The organism is Azospirillum sp. TSH100 (assembly GCF_004923295.1).
Lineage (GTDB): Bacteria > Pseudomonadota > Alphaproteobacteria > Azospirillales > Azospirillaceae > Azospirillum.
Genome location: NZ_CP039637.1, coordinates 767,342 through 783,442, shown reverse-complemented (window position 1 = coordinate 783,442; position 16,101 = coordinate 767,342). Strand labels below are relative to the sequence as shown.

The following is a 16,101-nucleotide window of genomic DNA, read 5'->3' as shown; positions in this document are numbered from 1 at the left end:
CCCAACTCCGGCCAGTCCAACTCGGACCGTGACCAATAAAAGCGGGACGGCTGCGCTGTGGCACCGCCGTCCCGTTCCGCAGGCCGCCAGTCGCGGCATGTAATGCTCAAAAATCCGCCTGACGAACATTGTCGCTTTCCCGGTCTCCGCAATCGATATTCAGGCCATGGCCTGTGCCAGGGCACGGAATATCGTCTGAGGCGGCCTATCCAGACCGAGTGACGGTCTTCGGTCAACGGCGCAAATGTCGAGGTCGGACTCCGAGCGGAAGGGGAGGGGACGGCCGGGAATCGTGGGCGCCCCCCTCCGGTACCGGATCAGTAGGTGTAGAACATCTTCTGAATGGCCTTGGTGTCGGTCGTCTTGGTCAGCGCCAGCATCAGCAGGATGCGGGCCTTCTGCGGGTTGAGGGTGTCACTGGCGACGAAATCCAGCTCGTCGTCGTTTGCCTCGCCGTTGCGCGCGACGATGCCGTTGCCGACGCGGGACGAGCGGACGATGATGACGCCCTGCTTGCGGGCGTCGACCAGGCCGGGCTTCATCGCGTTGGACAGGCTGCCGTCGCCGACGCCGGCATGGATGATGCCCTTGGCCCCCGCTTTCACCAGGGCGTCGAGCGCCGTGCGGTTGTTGTTGGCATAGCCATAGACGATGTCGACCTGCGGCAGGCTGTCGAGCTTGGAGATGTCGAACTCCGCCTCCGCCGTGTGCTTGCGCACGACCTGCCGGTAGAAATGCGCCTTGTTGTCCTGCATGTAGCCGAGGAAGCCCAGTTCCGGCGTGCGGAAGGTGTCGGCGGTCGAGGTGTTGGTCTTGGTCACGTCACGGCCGGCGTTGATCTGGTCGTTGAGCGAGACCAGCACGCCCTTGCCGACGGCGTCCTTGGAGCCCGCCAGCGTGACCGCGTTGTAGAGGTTGACCGGGCCGTCGGCGCTGATGGCGGTGGACGGGCGCATGGCGCCGACGATCACCACCGGCTTGGTGCTCTTGACCGTCAGGTTGAGGAAATAGGCGGTTTCCTCGATGGTGTCGGTGCCGTGGGTGATGACGATGCCGTCGACGTCCTTCTGCGCGAGCAGTTCGTTGACCCGCTTGGCCAGCTTCAGCCAATGGTCGTTGGTCATGTTCTCGCTGGCGATCTGGAAGACCTGCTCGCCCTTGACGTTGGCGACCTTCTTCAGTTCCGGCACCGCTTCGATCAGCTTCTCCACGCCGACCTTGGCGGCGGTGTAGCCGACGGTGGTGGTGCTGGTGGCGCCGGTGCCGGCGATGGTGCCGCCGGTCGCCAGGATGGTGACGTTGGGCAGGCCGTCATCGGCGAAGGCGGGGACGAAAGCGGCACTTCCGGTCATCAGCAGGGCGGTGAGCCCGGCGGCGGCCACGGTGCGGGCCATGGATTTGGTGGCGGTCTTGAGCACGGCGTTCCACTCCCAGTGCGATTTTTTGGCCGACATTGGCCGGCCATCGGGCGATTTTCTTGACCGGCTCCTGCCGGCCTGCGGGTGTGCTCAGTCTGGGCGATTGCAATGAATGCCCTTAGTCAGCGTCATGAACGACTTTCACAACCGATGTGAACGGCCATTTGCAAAGCTGTCGCGTCGGGATCGTCGCCGGTGCTTGCAAGCGCAGGCGTTGCCTGGGCAGAGTGGCCGTGATGCTTTCGACCCGAAGGACTGTCGCCGTGAATTTCCTGGGACGCACCGTCGCGCTCACCCTGTCGCTTTTCGTCTGGGTGGCGGGGGCGGGAGAGGCCGCTGCGGAACGGCGCGTGGCGCTGGTGATGGGCAACAGCGCCTATCAGTATGCGCCGCGGCTGCCCAACCCGACCAACGACGCCAAGGCGATGGCGGACTCCCTGCGTGCCGCCGGGTTCGAGCTGATCGGCGGGGCGCCGCAGCTGGACCTCGACCGTGCCGGGACGGAACGGGTGATCCGCAGCTTCGGCGCCAAGCTGGCCGGGGCCGATGTCGGGCTGTTCTTCTATGCCGGACACGGCATGCAGGCCAGGGGCACCAACTACCTGCTGCCGGTCTCCGCCAATCTGGAGAAGGAGGCGGATGTCCGCTACGAACTGATCGACATCGCCATGGTGCTGGACGAGATGGCGCTGGCGGAAAGCCGGTTGAACATCGTCATCCTGGACGCCTGCCGCAACAACCCCTTCGGTGGGCGCGGCATGCGTGCCGCCTCGCCCGGTCTGGCGCAGATGCAGGCGCCGGCCGGCACCATCATCGCCTATGCGACCCAGCCGGGGGCGGTGGCGGCCGACGGCGCGGGGGCCAACAGCCCCTATACCGAGGCGCTGTCGAAGGCGATTCTGAAGCCGGGCGAGACGGTTTTCGACGTCTTCAACGATGTCGGGATCACGGTGAAGCGCAATTCCGGCGGCGTGCAGCAGCCCTGGGTGTCGGCCTCGCCCATCGAGGGACGCTTCTATTTCCTTGGTCCGACCACCGTGGTGATGGCGCCGCCCGCCGATGCGGCACCCGCCGCGACGGCCGCGGGCGCCGACAAGGAAACGCTGTTCTGGGACAGCATCAAGGGCAGTTCCAACCGCGGCCTGTTCGAGGCCTATCTGAAACAGTTCCCGCAGGGCACCTTCGCTCCCATCGCCGAGGCGCGCGTCGCGGAGTTGGGCGGGACGGTGCCGCCCGAGCGAGCCCAGCTCTCTGTCGCCGCACTGGCCGCACCACCGGTTCCAGTTCCGGCCCCCGTTCCAACTCTGCCGCCCGCCCCCGCCGCCCCCACGGCCACTCCGGCTCCGGCCGCTCCGCCGGTCCGGCCGCTGGATGTGTCGGCGATCCCCTATCTCAGCGCCAAGTCGCGGCAGACGCTGGCGATGTATGCGGGACTGCCGTCGCCCAAGGCGCTGGCGATCTCGACCAAGGGCAACTACGCCTACTTCTCCAACAAGTCGAACAGCCGGACCGGGGACGACGTCAAGCGCAGCGCCCTGCAATATTGCCAGTATCGGGCGGAGGAACCCTGCACCCTTTATGCGGTCGACGACGCCGTGGTGATGGAGGCCAAGGGCTTCACCCCGATGCCGGTGGAAATCCTGGGGAGCGGCCGCTTCGATCCGGCGCGTGTGCCCTTCGTCAGCGATCACACGCGCAAGGTCGGCATGGTGAATTACCAGCGCAATCCCGGCCACAAGGCTCTGGCGGTGACGCTGGCCGGCCGCTGGGCCACCGTCTGGGATCGCGACAGCGAGGAAGAGGCGAAGCAGGCCGCGCTGGAACGCTGCGAACAATCCGGCGGCAACCACGATTGCATGCTCTACGCCGTCGGCGACAGGATCGTCTTTGACGAAGCGCCGGACGAGGAGGAGGACGAGGAAGAGGAATGAGCGGATGGTGGAGCGTGCCGGCGGCATGGATGGCGCGGAACCGGTCCAAGCTGGTGCATGCCTTGCGGATGACCGCCTCCACCCTGGCGACTTTCGCGCTGGCCGAGCTGCTGGGCCTGCCGCAGGGGTTCTGGGCCGTGATCACGGCGCTGATCGTCACCCAAAGCAATGTGGGCGGTTCGCTGAAGGCGGCGCTCGACCGTTTCGTCGGCTCTCTGGTCGGTGTCGCCTATGGCGGGGTGATCGCCATGCTGATCCCGCACACGGACGGGCTGACGCGGGCCGTGGCGCTGCTGGCGGCGGTTGCGCCGCTGTCCTATCTGGCCGCCAAGTCGGCCGGATTCCGCATTGCGCCGATCACCGCGATCATCGTGCTGCTGGGCAGCGCCGGGGCCAGCCTCGGTCCGCTCAGCTTCGCCACCGACCGCATGCTGGAGGTGGGTCTCGGCTGCATCGTCGGCATCCTGGTGTCGCTTCTGGTGGTGCCGGCCCGCGCCTCGCGCTCCGTGCTGGACACGGCGGCGGAGGCGGCACGGCTGATGGCTGACCAGCTTGATACGCTGGCCGTGGCCGACGACGCGTCGCAGGCCGCCATGAGCCGGCTGGTGCTGCGCACCCGGCAAGCCCTCGCCCGGCTGGAAACCCTGGTGGGCGAGGCGGCGCGGGAGCGGCGGAGCCGGCTGGCCGACATGCCCGATCCCGATCCGCTGCTGCGCACGCTGATGCGGCTGCGGCATGACGTGGTGATGCTGCGCCGCGCGGCGGGGGAGCCGCGACAGGACATCGCCGACCGCGATGTCTGCCCCGACTGGACTCCGGTCGCCGTGGCGGGGGCGGCCACTCTGCGTGGTCTGGCCAATGCATTGACCGCCGGTCGGCCGCCTGACCGCTCCACTGCGCTTGCCGATGCGCTGGCGGCCTACCGCGCCGCCATCGACCGCACCCGCGCCGAACGGCGGACGCGTGACCTGTCCACCGACTGGCTGTGGCGGATGTTCGGCACCGGCTTTGCGCTGGAGCAGTTCCGCCGCAATCTGGACGACCTCGTCGAGCGGACGGCGGACTTCGCCGCCCATGGTTAGGAGCACGGCCACCCTCCTCCCGGCGCGAGGGAACGCACCGTCGGCAACCCCGCGAAGCCATTGACAATCCAGACCGCAATACCACAATCCAAGTCAGCTTGCGGGGTGGAACAGCATTATGAAATATATGGTGAGGGTCAACAAACTGGCGGTCGGCAAGACCAGGGGGGAACCCCGCAGCGTCCGGGCGATCGCCACCCGGATCGCCAAGCAGCATGGCGTTTCCTACAAACGGACCTATGCCGACGCATGGGCGGACAACGTGACGCAGATTTCCGGCGACCCAGTCATACATGACGATACCAACGACCTGCTGGTGGCGCTGAAGCGCGCCGGAGCCATAACCGGCCCTCAGATGGTCAGAATGCTGACGCTTCATTTGACGAAGAAAGACAAGTTTCGTGTTCGATCCCTTCGGCGACTTTGAGAGTGCTGGGTATCTGAGAAATACCCAAGGACTCAAAGATTCGCGCATCATCAAGCGGATCGAGCATGAGGTCTTTCGCGCCAATCTGATCGATGCGGTTGACTTTATCTCAAATGTCGAAAACATCGAGTATGGTGATTTCCTGAAAGTCCACCAGATACTTTTTTTCGATTTCTATCCATGGGCTGGCAAGGACAGGGCGGACATTGCGCCTACCATCGCGGTGAGCAAGGCATCCGTGATGTTCAGCCATCCCAGAGACGCCGTTCTCGCCGTCTGTCAGGGGCTGCGGATCGGCCAATCCGGTTCCATGCGGCAGTCACTCGGCGAGGTGATGGGGCTTTTCGCTTATGGTCATCCATTCCTCGACGGAAACGGACGGACCATGCTGATCGTCCATTCGGAATTGTGCCATCGGGCCGGATTTTCCGTGGACTGGAGCAAGACGACGAAACCCGATTATCTCGCCGCTCTGAGCCACGAGATCGCCAGTCCCAACGACCATGTCCTCGACCGCTACCTGTCACGCTTCATCGCGCCGGAGGTGCCACGCGCGCGCTGGTTCGAGACCATCACCGCCATCGACGGCCTCGACGGAAACAAAGGGCGCGTTTCCGATGTGGTGGAGGGCGACTTCAGCGACGAGGATGTAGCCGGGCGGTATAGGGACTACGAGGCGCGCCGCGGCTACGGGATCGCTCCGTCCGCCAGTCCCGGCGATGCCCGGCCGTGCGACGACTGCGGACAGGCTCCCTGCATCTGCTTGCCGGGAGCGCGGGTTTGAGAAAACATAACGGCGGAGGTCGACGCACCCGTCAACCTCCGCTCGATATGTGCGGGCGCACGTAAGCCCGCGGCCCCTCAGCGGTCGCCCAGATCGTGTTCGATCTCCGTCACCAGCCGTTCGGCGCAGTGCACCGCCCGCTGCCGGTCCTCGTCGCTCATCCCCTGCATGGGGTCGGACTGGGCCGGAAAGGACTCCGACCGGCAGAGCCGGCGGCCGGATGCGCAGACCATCACTTCGTAATGGCGGCTGTCCTCGTTGAACAGGCACTCGGACTCGAAGCCTTTCGCATCGGTTTCGGCCCACATGATCGTCTTGCTCATCGTCCGGCTCCTTCTGGTCTGGGTCGGGCTGGTCTTATTTGGCGTTCGCCATCGCGACGGCGGTGTCGGCCATCCGGTTGGAGAAGCCCCACTCGTTATCGTACCACGCCATGATGCGGACGAAGTTGCCGTCGATGACCTTGGTCTCCTTCAGCGCGAAGGTCGAGCTGTGCGGATCATGATTGAAGTCGGTCGAAACCAGATCCTCGGTGTAGGCGCCCAGCACGCCCTTCAGCGGGCCGTTGGCGGCATCGGAGATCGCCTTGGTGATCTCCTCGACCGAGGTGGCGCGCTTGGCGGTGAACTTGAAGTCGACGACCGACACGTTCGGGGTCGGGACGCGCATGGCGGTGCCGTCCAGCTTGCCCTTCAGATCCGGCAGGACCTTGCCGACGGCCTTGGCCGCGCCGGTCGAGGTCGGGATCATGTTCAGGGCCGCCGCGCGGGCGCGGTGCAGGTCCTTGTGGTTGGTGTCGACGATCCGCTGGTCACCCGTGTAGGAGTGGATCGTGGTCATGAAGCCCTTCTCGATGCCCACCAGATTGTGGAGGACATGCGCGACCGGGGCCAGGCAGTTGGTGGTGCACGACGCGTTGGAGACGATCTTGTGCTCGGCGGTCAGCTTGTCGTGGTTGACGCCATAGACGACGGTGATGTCCTCGTCGGTGGCCGGGGCCGAGATCAGCACCTTCTGCGCACCGGCTTCCAGATGCTTGGCGGCGTCGGCGCGCTTGGTGAAGATGCCCGAGCATTCCATGGCGATCTCGACGCCGAGATCCTTCCACGGCAGCTTGGCCGGGTCACGCTCCTGGACGACCTTGATCGAGTGGCCGTTGACGATCAGCACGCCATTTCCGTTTTCATCGGCGCCGGTCTCGATGGTGCCGGGGAAGCGGCCGTGGACGCTGTCGTACTTCAGAAGGTGCGCGTTGGCCTTCAGATCGGCGAGGTCGTTGATCGCCACGACCTCCACGTCCTTGCGGCCGCTCTCGTAGATGGCGCGCAGAACCAGACGGCCGATGCGGCCAAAACCGTTGATCGCTACCTGTACAGCCATGATGTGCTCCAGTCGTTCGGTTGCGGTCTCGTGCCGATTGGGGTGGAGACCTGATTTAACCGGGGAAAGCGGGCTTCAGCCCGCAGGAATTGCAGTTCAAGGGAGTGGCTTTGCACTCACGCCGGAACGGCGCGCGGCGACATCGCATCCAGCCATGCCGGCAGGGCGTCGCGGCTGGTCAGCTCGCTGAAGCGGTCGTCCACGCCGGCTGCCGCCAGGGCGGCGATGGTGTCCACGCCGGCCGCCACCGACTGCAGCCCTGCGTCGCGGGTGCGCCGGGCGATGAACCAGGCCAGCGCGTTGGTGCCCCCGTCGAAGGGGGCGATCTCATAGACGCCGAGCGGTCCCGTCCATACCACCGTCCTCGCCGCCTCGACGCAGGCGGTCAGCCGTGCCGCCGTCGCCGGCCCGATGTCGAGAACCATGTCCTCCGGCCCGATGGCGGAACAGGGAACGACGCGATCCTCCGCCCCATTCCGCGCCTCGGTCGCCACGACGGCATCGACCGGCAGCAGCAGCTCGCAGCCGCAGGCCTTCGCCCGGTCCAGCAGCCTGCGGGCTTCGTCGAGCAGGTCGTAATCGCACAGCGAGGCGCCCATGTCGGTGCCGGTCGCCGCCAGGACGGTGTTGGCGATGCCGCCGCCCAGCGCCAGCACATCGACCCGCGTCACCAGCCGGATCAGCAGATCCAGCTTGGTGGACAGCTTCGCGCCGCCGACGACGGCGCAGACCGCGTGGTCGGACCGTCCCGCCTTGCGGGCGGGGGTGAACAGGGTTGGCCGCGCCGGCCCGTCCGCATCACGACCACCCGTGATCAGATGCAGCCGGCCGGTCAGTCGGGGGGCCGAATTGCCTCGGACATCGGTCGTAAGCATGATGCCTGTCCTTTTCTTGGAACCAATTTTGTCGTTTGTCGTCTTACCGTTCAGGCGGTCCGGATCGGCCCGGCGCCCGATGATGTCGCGCAACGCTCCGGCGGGGGACCGGCGGCGCGGCGGGTTTCGCGGTAGAGGATCAGCAGCCCGCTGCCGATCAGCACGGTGGCGCCGACGATCACATGGGGGGCCGGCACGTCGCCCCAGACCAGCCAGCCGAGGATCGTCGCATAGATCAGGCTGGCATAGCTGAAGGGGCCGACCACCACCGCCCGGGCCAGCGAATAGGCCCGCGTGCTGAAATACTGCGCCCCGCCGCCGGCGATCCCCATTGCCGCCATCAGGAACAGCGCATGGCCGTCCGGCGTCGTCCAGTCGAACGGTAGGGCCAGCGCGCTGAGCAGGGTGGAAATCACGGTGAAGTAGAGGACCGTCGTCACCGGCTTTTCCGTGCGGCCCAGCTGGCGCATGGCGATCATCGCCAGCGCGTAGCAGATGGCGGCGGTCAGCGCCACCAGGGAACCGCGGTCGATCATGTCGGCGCCGGGCTGGACCATGATCAGTACGCCGGCGAAGCCGACCGCCACCGCTCCCCAACGGAAGGCGCCGACCTTCTCCCCCAGCAGCGGCACCGACAGGGCGGTCAGGAACAGCGGAGCCGAATAGGAGATCGCCACGGCATTGGCCAGCGGCATCAGGTGATAGGCCCAGAACAGCAGCACCATCGACGCCAGCCCGACGATGGCCCGCCACAGATGCCCCTGCCAATGGTCGGTGCGCAGACAGCTCCGCCCGCCCGCCGCCGCGACCATGGCGACCGCCGGCAGCAGGGCGAACAGGTTGCGGAAGAAGGTGACCTCGCCCAGTGGGTAGGTTTCCGCCAGGATCTTGGCCAGCGCATTCATGATGGTCATCAGCGCCATCGCCAGCAGCATCGACAGGATACCGAGCCGGACATTTTCCGGTGGTTTGGCGGTGGGGCTTGTAGGGACCTGTTCCATGATGTCTTTCGCTTCCCGGGGAGGTCTCCCTCCCCCGGGACGGGAGAGGGAGACCTCAGGCAGCCTTGCTCAATTGCTCTGCTGCAATCACACCCAGCGTGTGGCGGGCGATCATCCGTTCCTCGTCGGTCGGGATGATGAAGACCGGCACGCGGCTCTCCTGGGCGGAGATGCGGGTCGCCTTCGCCCGGTTGGCCGCCGGGTCGATGGCGACGCCGAGCCAGGCCAGCTTCTCCGCCACCCGCGCCCGCACCAGGGTGGAGTTCTCACCCACGCCCGCGGTGAAGACCACGGCGTCGAGCCCGCCCATCGAGCCCGCCAGCGCCGCCACCTGCTTGGCGACGTTGTGGCAGAACAGCTCCACCGCCTCGGCCGCTGCGGGAAGGTCGGAGTTCTCAAGGTCGCGCATGTCGTTGGAGAGGCCCGAGACACCCAGCATGCCCGACTTGTGGTAGAGCAGCTTTTCCAGCTCGTCGGCGCCGTAGCCCTTCTCGCGCATCAGGTAGATCAGCACGCCGGGATCGATGGCGCCCGGCCGGGTGCCCATCGGCACGCCGTCCAGCGCGGTGAAGCCCATGGTGGTGTCGACGCTGTGCCCGCCGCGCATGGCGCACAGGCTGGCGCCGCTGCCGAGATGGCAGACCACCACATGGGCATCGGCCAGCTCCGGGGCGACCTGGGGCAGGCGGTGGGCGATATATTCGTAACTCAGGCCGTGGAAGCCGTAGCGGCGGATGCCTTCCGCCGTCAGCTCGCGCGGGATGGCGAAGGTCTGCGACTGCCAGGGCTGGGTCTGGTGGAAGGCGGTGTCGAAGCAGGCGACCTGCGGCAGCGACGGGTAGACCTGGGCCAGCGCCCGCATGGCGGCGATGTTGTGCGGCTCATGCAGGGGGGCGAGCGGGATCAGCTCCTCCAGCTGGTCGAGCACTGCCGGTGTCACGCGGACGGGGGCGGAGAAGCGGGTGCCGCCATGGACGACGCGATGGCCGGCGGCCACCAGCGTGGCGCCCTTCAGCGTGCCGCCGATCCAGTCGAGCAGATGGTGGAGCAGCTCCGGACGGCCCGGATTCTCACCGGCGGCCCAGCTGTGGTCGGCGATCTTGTTGCGGCCGGCATCCTTCGCCTCGAAACGGGGGGCGGTGCCGATGCCGGAGATCTGGCCGGTGACGACCGGGGCGATCTCTGCGGCGCTGCCGCCCTGGAAAACGCAGAATTTCAGGCTGGAGGACCCTGCATTGATGACGAGGCAGGCGTCCTCGCTGGAGTTTGACAGTGCGACCATGACGAAAACGTCCTATTCGGCGGCCAGCGCGAGCTTCGGCTGGCGTTGAGCGGCGGCGACCAGCGAGGCGACGGCGCAGGAAGCGAGCCGTGCCCGCACATTGTCGGCGCGGCTGGTGAGGATGACCGGCACCTTGGCGCCCAGCACGATGCCGGCGAGGTCGGCGTTGGCCAGGAAGGACAGCTGCTTGACCAGCATGTTGCCGGCCTCCAGATCGGGGGCGAGCAGGATGTCCGGCTGGCCGGCGACCGGGGAGGCGATGCCTTTGGTGCGGGCGGCTTCGGCGGAGATGGCGTTGTCGAAGGCCAGCGGGCCGTCCAGGATGCCGCCGGTGATCTGGCCGCGGTCGGCCATCTTGCAGAGTGCTGCGGCTTCCAGCGTGGTGTTGATCTTCGGATTGATCGTCTCGACCGCCGACAGGATGGCGACGCGCGGGGTGGCGACGCCCAGGATCTTGGCGAGGCCGATGGCGTTCTGGACGATGTGGACCTTGTCTTCCAGTGTCGGGTAGATGTTGATCGCCGCGTCGGTGATCAGCAGCGTCTTGGAATAGGTCGGCACATTCATCAGGAAGACGTGGCTGATCCGGCTGGCGGTGCGCAGGCCGGTTTCCTTCTTCACCACCTCGCCCATCAGCTCGTCGGTGTGCAGGCTGCCCTTCATCACCGCCTCGGCCTCGCTGGTGCGGGCCAGCGCCACGGCGGTGGCGGCGGCGGCGCGGCTGTGGGCGGCATCGACGATGCGGTAGCGGGCGATATCGAGCCCGCCGGCCGCGGCGACCTTGCGGATCAGCGCTTCCGGCCCGACCAGGATCGGCTCGATCAGCCCGGCCTCGGCAGCCTCAACGGCGCCCTGGAGGGAGCTGGCATCGCAGGGATAGGCGACGGCGGTGACCACCGGCGGAAGCTCGTCGCACTTGGCGAGCAGGGCGTCGTGCTTGTCGTGGCGGATCATCTGGATCTGCGGCAGCTCATGTGCCGGACGGACGACCTTCTGGGTCGGGGCGATCACCTCGGCGGTGCCGAGCACGACGACTTCGCCGTCCTGGTTGGTGCAGACGCAGTCGAAGACGACGACGTTCTTGGCAGGCCGCTTCTCGATCACGGTGACGGTGGCGGTGACGATGTCGCCCAGCCCGACCGGGCGGCGGAACTGCAGGCTCTGGCCGGCATAGAGCGACCCGGCGCCCGGCAGATAGGTGCCGAGCACGCCGGAGATCAGCGAGCCGGTCCACATGCCGGGGCCGATCACCTTCTGGAACCGGCTGTCGGCGGCGAATTTCGGGTCGAGATGGGCCGGGTTGATGTTGCCCGACACGGTGGCGAACAGCTCCACATCCATCAGGGTGAGCTGACGGGAAAGGCTGGCCGACTGGCCGATCTGGATTTCGTCGAAGGTCACATTCTCGACCACGGCACAGGCGCCGTTGCCGGAAGCTTCACCACTGGCACGCATTTTTGAACACTCCGGTTGACCGGGTCGAGCAAGCGGCCCGTTTCTACGGTCCGAGGGGGCGGCGGCGGGACGGGACGGAAAGCATGGCCGTCCACTGTTTAATCCCCAGTCGTCGCCCGTTTTGCGCCAGCGTTCTGCGCCGCGCCGGGAACCATCGATATATTAATATATTAACTGTGCATCGCAACATAGATCCGTCGGAAAGCCCGGGCCTTGACACTATGCCGCAGGTGGCCGGTGGCCGAATTCTGCGGAAATGGTCCGGCGGGGCTTCCCCCTCCTCCCGGGGAGAGACGGGAGGAGGGGGCACAACGGCGGGACGTCTCAGCGATAAGGGCGCCCGCCGCCCGTCCTTGAAGTCCCTTCAGGTGCGCTCCCTGCCGCCGTTGTCGCCTCTCCGGGGGCGGGAGAGGGCGGGCGGGGGGATCGCCGGGCAGGGGACTTCAGGAGCTCGTGGACCTCAGGCCTTCAGGATGCCGCGACCGGCGAAGCGGGCGGCGACGCCGAGCTGTTCCTCGATGCGGATCAGCTGGTTGTATTTGGCGAGGCGGTCCGAACGGCTCAGCGAGCCGGTCTTGATCTGGCCGCAGTTGGTGGCGACCGCCAGATCGGCGATGGTGCTGTCCTCGGTCTCGCCCGAGCGGTGCGACAGGACGGCGGTGTAGCCGGCCTTGTGCGCCATGTCGACCGCCTCCAGCGTTTCCGACAGCGTGCCGATCTGGTTGACCTTCACCAGGATCGAGTTCGCCACACCCTGCCTGATGCCCTGGGCCAGACGCTTGGGGTTGGTGACGAACAGGTCGTCGCCGACCAGCTGCACCTTGTTGCCGATGGCGTCGGTCAGCGCCTTCCAGCCCTCCCAATCGTCCTCGGCCATGCCGTCCTCAATCGAGATGATCGGGTAGCGGCCGGCCAGATCGGCCCAATAGGCGACCATCTGCTCGGGCGACAGCGACTTGCCTTCGCCGGCCAGCTCATACTTGCCGTTCTTGAAGAACTCGGTGGAGGCGGCATCCAGCGCCAGCATGACGTCGTCGCCCGGCTTGTAGCCGGCGGCCTCGATCGCCTTCATGACGAAGCCGAGCGCCTCGTCGGTCGAACCGATGTTGGGGGCGAAGCCGCCCTCGTCGCCGACATTGGTGTTGTGGCCGGCGTCCTTCAGCTTCTTCTTCAGCGACTGGAAGATCTCCGAGCCCATGCGGATGGCGTCGGCGCCGGTCTCCGCACCCACCGGCATGATCATGAATTCCTGGATGTCGATCGGGTTGTCGGCATGGGCGCCGCCGTTGATGATGTTCATCATCGGCACCGGCAGCAGCGAGGCGAAGGCGCCGCCGACATAGCGGTAGAGCGGCAGGCCGGCATCCTCGGCGGCGGCGCGGGCGACGGCCAGCGACACGCCCAGGATGGCGTTGGCGCCCAGCCGGCCCTTATTCTCGGTGCCGTCGATCTCGATCATGGTCATGTCGAGCACGCGCTGGTCGGCGGCATCCATGCCGGTCAGGGCCTTGGCCAGTTCGCCATTGACCGACTGCACGGCCTTCAGCACGCCCTTGCCGCCGAAGCGGGACTTGTCGCCGTCGCGCAGTTCGACCGCCTCGTGGGCGCCGGTGGAGGCGCCCGACGGCACCGCGGCACGGCCGAAGGCGCCGGTCTCAAGGGTGACGTCGACTTCGACGGTCGGATTGCCGCGGCTGTCGAGGATTTCGCGGGCGCGGATTTCGGTGATGGCGCTCATGGGAAGGGATGTCCCGTTTCTTGAGGGATTGCGGTTTGCAGAATTATCGGTCGGGAGAGGCTTCCGGTGCGCTCAGCGCAGCTTCGGGCGCCGGTAGATGAACCAGTAGACGGCTCCCACCATCACCGCCCCGCCGATCCAGTTGCCGAGCGTCACGGCGGCGAGGTTGACCAGATACTGGCCGACCGGGATCGAGGGGGCGGCGCGGCCGAGGTCGTGCCAGAAGCTGTCCGGCGCGCCCCATTCGATCAGCAGGCCGAGCGGAACGAAATACATGTTGGCGACGCAGTGCTCGAAGCCGGCGGCGACGAAGGCGGCGACCGGGAAGGTGATCGCCAGGATCTTGTCGCCGACGCTGTGGGCGCCGAGCGCCAGCCAGACGGCGAGGCAGACCAGCACGTTGCACAGGATGCCCAGGAAGAAGGCCTGGGTGGTCGGCAGCGAACTCTTGGCGACCGCGAAATACAGGGCCGAGGCGCCGACCGCGCCATGTCCGAATGTGTATTGCCCGGACAGAAAGACCAGCAGCGCCGTGCCGGCGGCACCGACGAAATTGCCGATCCACACCGTCGTCCACACCCGCATCATCTCGCGGGCATGCAGCCGGCCGCTGGCCCAGGCCATCACCATCAGCGCATCGCCGGTGAACAGCTGTGCGCCGCCGACGATCACCAGGATCAGCCCCATGGAGAAGACCAGTCCGCCCAGCAGCCGGGTCACCCCGTAGGGCAGCATGCCTTCGGCGCCGGACATGGTGACGGTGGCGAACAGGCCGCCCATCGCGATGAAGGCACCGGCGAGGACCGCCAGGGCGAACAGGGTGGGGGTGTCGTAATGTGCCTTCTTGACGCCGAGATTTTCGGCTGCGAGCGCGATGGCATCGGGCATCAGTGCGTCGAGGGTTTGCGGGGTGGGCTGGCTCCAGCCGGCCACATCCTTGCTGTCCACCTTGCTGTCCATGTTCATCGCTCGATGTCCTTGCTGCCGCGCATCGGTGCAGGCCCGTCGGCGGGTTTCGCTCCCGCCATGTAGCTTTACTACATACTCCGGTCGGGAGGACGCTGGCAAGCGCGCCGCCTGAGCAATTCGGTCGCAGGGGCGGGACGGAGATGGGGAAGGCAAAGACAGGGAATCCAGGGATTCTCTGGAGAAACGATGTCACTCTTGCGTCGGTTGCGCTCCTGTAGTGTTGCTACATCATGGCCGGGCGTCACGCCCGGCGTCGGGTGTCGCAGACCATGAACCGTCCTCGTCCGGCATATTTGGCCTGGTAAAGCGCATCGTCGGCGGCCTTCAGCAGATCCTGCACGGTGTTGGCGTCCCGCGGATACAGCGCGATGCCGACGCTGGCGCCCACCGACAGGCTGTTGCGACCGAGCATGACCTCCGCCGACAGCGTGTGGATCAGCTTGGCGGCGACACGCTCCACGTCGGCGAGCGATCCGGCGCCTTCCAGCAGCACGGTGAACTCGTCCCCGCCGATGCGCGCCACGAGGTCGGAGGCGCGCAGGCAGGCGGTCAGCCGCTCCGCCGTCACCCGCAGCACCTTGTCCCCGGCATCATGACCCAACTGGTCGTTCACCGGCTTGAAGCCGTCCAGGTCGATGAACAGCAGGGCGAGCGGCTGGCCGATGCGTTGCGCGCGGGCGAGCGCCGCCTCCGTGCGGGCGAAGAACAGCCGACGGTTGGGCAGTCCGGTCAGTGGATCATGGTTGGCGAGATGGTCCTTTTCCGCTTCGCTGCGCCGGAGCATCTCCTCTATTTCCCGGCGGTCGGTGACATCGCGGGAGATGCCGACGACACCCAGGATATTGTCCTGCGGATCGCGGCAGGCGGTCTTGACCGTTTCCATCAGCCGGCGCCGTCCGTCCGGGTAGACGAACCATTCCTCGCCGCGGGTCATCCCTTCCCGCATGGCGCGCAGGTCGGTCTGGCGGCGACGCTCGGCCGCGTTGTCATCGACCATGTCGATGTCGCGCAGGCGACCGTTCAGGTTGGGTGTCTGTCCGACATAATCCAGGAAGGCGCGGTTGTAGTTCTGGAAGACACCGTCGCGATCCTTGAAGAAGACGACGTCCGGCATCGAATTGATCAGGCTTTGCAGGATGGCCCGTTCCTGATGCAGCGCCTCCAGCGTGGCGCGCTGGTCGCTCACATCCTCCATCAGCCACACCTCCCCGCCATGGGTGAGATAGGCGAAGAAACGGATCCAGCGCCGGACGCCGTCCTTTCGGGTGACCTGCAACTCGGTCATCACCGACGCCGCGGTCAGTCTTGCGGCGTCATAGCGCTGACGGATCTCCTGATCGTGACCGGGGTAGGCCGCCCTGAACCATGCCTCCATCGTCGGCAATTCGTCCTGCCGGTAGCCGATCAGCCGTTCGGCGGCGTGGTTGAGGGAAATCCGCTCGCCTTCGACATAGGCGGCGGCCATCGGCAGATTCTCCACCATGCGCGACAGGTGCAGTTCCGGTGCCGCCGGCTGTTCCAAGGCGGACAGCGGCTTCGCATGGACGAGCATCGCCAATCGCCCGTCCGTCAGGCGCAGGCCCGAACAGTCGCAGGACAGGACGGTCTCCGTGCCCCCGGCTCCCTCCCCTGATGCATCCCGGGCGCCGACCGTCCAGCGCTCGTTGATCCGTCCGGCACCGGACAGGCGGCGGGCGTAATCGGGCAGACGCCGTTGCACCGTCTCGGGCAAGCCGCCAACGGCCGCCAGCTCCTGCAT

The 16,101-nt window shown here is 66.7% G+C and carries 14 protein-coding genes; 4 read left to right on the top strand and 10 right to left on the bottom strand.

Annotated features, from left to right (window positions below; all coding sequences use genetic code 11):
- Positions 1–317: 317 nt before the first annotated feature.
- Positions 318–1,418, bottom strand: a complete 1,101-nt coding sequence (locus E6C72_RS24905; RefSeq protein WP_282183298.1) for a type II asparaginase — start codon at positions 1,416–1,418, stop codon at positions 318–320.
- A 263-nt stretch (positions 1,419–1,681) separates the two neighbouring features.
- Between E6C72_RS24905 and E6C72_RS24900 the strand changes: the two genes are divergently transcribed.
- The 4 genes from E6C72_RS24900 (at position 1,682) to E6C72_RS24885 (ending at position 5,642) form a co-directional block, all read left to right on the top strand.
- Entirely contained in the window at positions 1,682–3,349 is a 1,668-nt protein-coding gene (locus tag E6C72_RS24900) for a caspase family protein (protein ID WP_247875851.1), read from the top strand.
- Complete coding sequence (locus tag E6C72_RS24895) at positions 3,346–4,431, top strand: aromatic acid exporter family protein (RefSeq protein WP_109087101.1); 1,086 nt, start codon at positions 3,346–3,348, stop codon at positions 4,429–4,431. Before E6C72_RS24900 ends, E6C72_RS24895 begins: the two co-directional genes overlap by 4 nt.
- Positions 4,432–4,549: 118 nt before the next feature.
- On the top strand, positions 4,550–4,858 hold the full coding sequence (locus tag E6C72_RS24890; RefSeq protein WP_109087102.1) for a hypothetical protein: 309 nt from the start codon (positions 4,550–4,552) through the stop codon (positions 4,856–4,858).
- Positions 4,833–5,642 carry a Fic family protein gene (locus E6C72_RS24885; protein ID WP_109087103.1) on the top strand — a complete coding sequence of 270 codons (810 nt, stop codon included), beginning with the start codon at positions 4,833–4,835 and terminating at the stop codon, positions 5,640–5,642. Before E6C72_RS24890 ends, E6C72_RS24885 begins: the two co-directional genes overlap by 26 nt.
- 77 nt (positions 5,643–5,719) lie before the next feature.
- On the opposite strand, the gene E6C72_RS24880 is transcribed toward E6C72_RS24885, so the two are convergent.
- The 9 genes from E6C72_RS24880 to E6C72_RS24840 all read right to left on the bottom strand — a co-directional run bounded on the left by E6C72_RS24880 (position 5,720) and on the right by E6C72_RS24840 (position 16,101).
- Positions 5,720–5,965: a hypothetical protein gene (locus E6C72_RS24880; RefSeq protein WP_109087104.1), complete on the bottom strand. Its 246-nt coding sequence runs from the start codon at positions 5,963–5,965 to the stop codon at positions 5,720–5,722.
- Positions 5,966–5,999: 34 nt separating this feature from the next.
- Positions 6,000–7,022, bottom strand: a complete 1,023-nt coding sequence (gap, locus tag E6C72_RS24875; protein ID WP_136700841.1) for a type I glyceraldehyde-3-phosphate dehydrogenase — start codon at positions 7,020–7,022, stop codon at positions 6,000–6,002.
- A 116-nt stretch (positions 7,023–7,138) separates the two neighbouring features.
- A complete protein-coding gene (gene pgk / locus E6C72_RS24870) occupies positions 7,139–7,897 on the bottom strand; it encodes a phosphoglycerate kinase (RefSeq protein WP_109865124.1) in 759 nt (252 codons plus the stop codon).
- Between the two features lie 50 nt (positions 7,898–7,947).
- On the bottom strand, positions 7,948–8,898 hold the full coding sequence (locus tag E6C72_RS24865; protein ID WP_109865121.1) for a DMT family transporter: 951 nt from the start codon (positions 8,896–8,898) through the stop codon (positions 7,948–7,950).
- Positions 8,899–8,953: 55 nt separating this feature from the next.
- Positions 8,954–10,180 (bottom strand): acetate/propionate family kinase, encoded by a 1,227-nt coding sequence (locus E6C72_RS24860; RefSeq protein ID WP_109865122.1) that lies wholly within the window; start codon positions 10,178–10,180, stop codon positions 8,954–8,956.
- A 12-nt stretch (positions 10,181–10,192) separates the two neighbouring features.
- Complete coding sequence (locus E6C72_RS24855; protein WP_109865123.1) at positions 10,193–11,635, bottom strand: bifunctional enoyl-CoA hydratase/phosphate acetyltransferase; 1,443 nt, start codon at positions 11,633–11,635, stop codon at positions 10,193–10,195.
- A gap of 460 nt (positions 11,636–12,095) precedes the next feature.
- Positions 12,096–13,373: a phosphopyruvate hydratase gene (eno, locus tag E6C72_RS24850; protein ID WP_136700840.1), complete on the bottom strand. Its 1,278-nt coding sequence runs from the start codon at positions 13,371–13,373 to the stop codon at positions 12,096–12,098.
- 72 nt (positions 13,374–13,445) lie between these two features.
- Positions 13,446–14,339, bottom strand: a complete 894-nt coding sequence (locus E6C72_RS24845) for a formate/nitrite transporter family protein (RefSeq protein WP_109442513.1) — start codon at positions 14,337–14,339, stop codon at positions 13,446–13,448.
- A gap of 244 nt (positions 14,340–14,583) precedes the next feature.
- A complete protein-coding gene (locus tag E6C72_RS24840; RefSeq protein WP_247875882.1) occupies positions 14,584–16,101 on the bottom strand; it encodes a sensor domain-containing diguanylate cyclase in 1,518 nt (505 codons plus the stop codon).

Bases quoted from the DNA above. Each gene is read 5' to 3' on its own strand.
- E6C72_RS24840 (WP_247875882.1), bottom strand. From the start codon at position 16,101: ATGCAGGAGCTGGCGGCCGTTGGCGGCTTGCCCGAGACGGTGCAACGG.
- E6C72_RS24855 (WP_109865123.1), bottom strand. From the start codon at position 11,635: ATGCGTGCCAGTGGTGAAGCTTCCGGCAACGGCGCCTGTGCCGTGGTC.
- E6C72_RS24880 (WP_109087104.1), bottom strand. From the start codon at position 5,965: ATGAGCAAGACGATCATGTGGGCCGAAACCGATGCGAAAGGCTTCGAG.
- gap (WP_136700841.1), bottom strand. From the start codon at position 7,022: ATGGCTGTACAGGTAGCGATCAACGGTTTTGGCCGCATCGGCCGTCTG.
- E6C72_RS24845 (WP_109442513.1), bottom strand. From the start codon at position 14,339: ATGAACATGGACAGCAAGGTGGACAGCAAGGATGTGGCCGGCTGGAGC.
- pgk (WP_109865124.1), bottom strand. From the start codon at position 7,897: ATGCTTACGACCGATGTCCGAGGCAATTCGGCCCCCCGACTGACCGGC.
- eno (WP_136700840.1), bottom strand. From the start codon at position 13,373: ATGAGCGCCATCACCGAAATCCGCGCCCGCGAAATCCTCGACAGCCGC.
- E6C72_RS24860 (WP_109865122.1), bottom strand. From the start codon at position 10,180: ATGGTCGCACTGTCAAACTCCAGCGAGGACGCCTGCCTCGTCATCAAT.
- E6C72_RS24895 (WP_109087101.1), top strand. From the start codon at position 3,346: ATGAGCGGATGGTGGAGCGTGCCGGCGGCATGGATGGCGCGGAACCGG.
- E6C72_RS24890 (WP_109087102.1), top strand. From the start codon at position 4,550: ATGAAATATATGGTGAGGGTCAACAAACTGGCGGTCGGCAAGACCAGG.
- E6C72_RS24865 (WP_109865121.1), bottom strand. From the start codon at position 8,898: ATGGAACAGGTCCCTACAAGCCCCACCGCCAAACCACCGGAAAATGTC.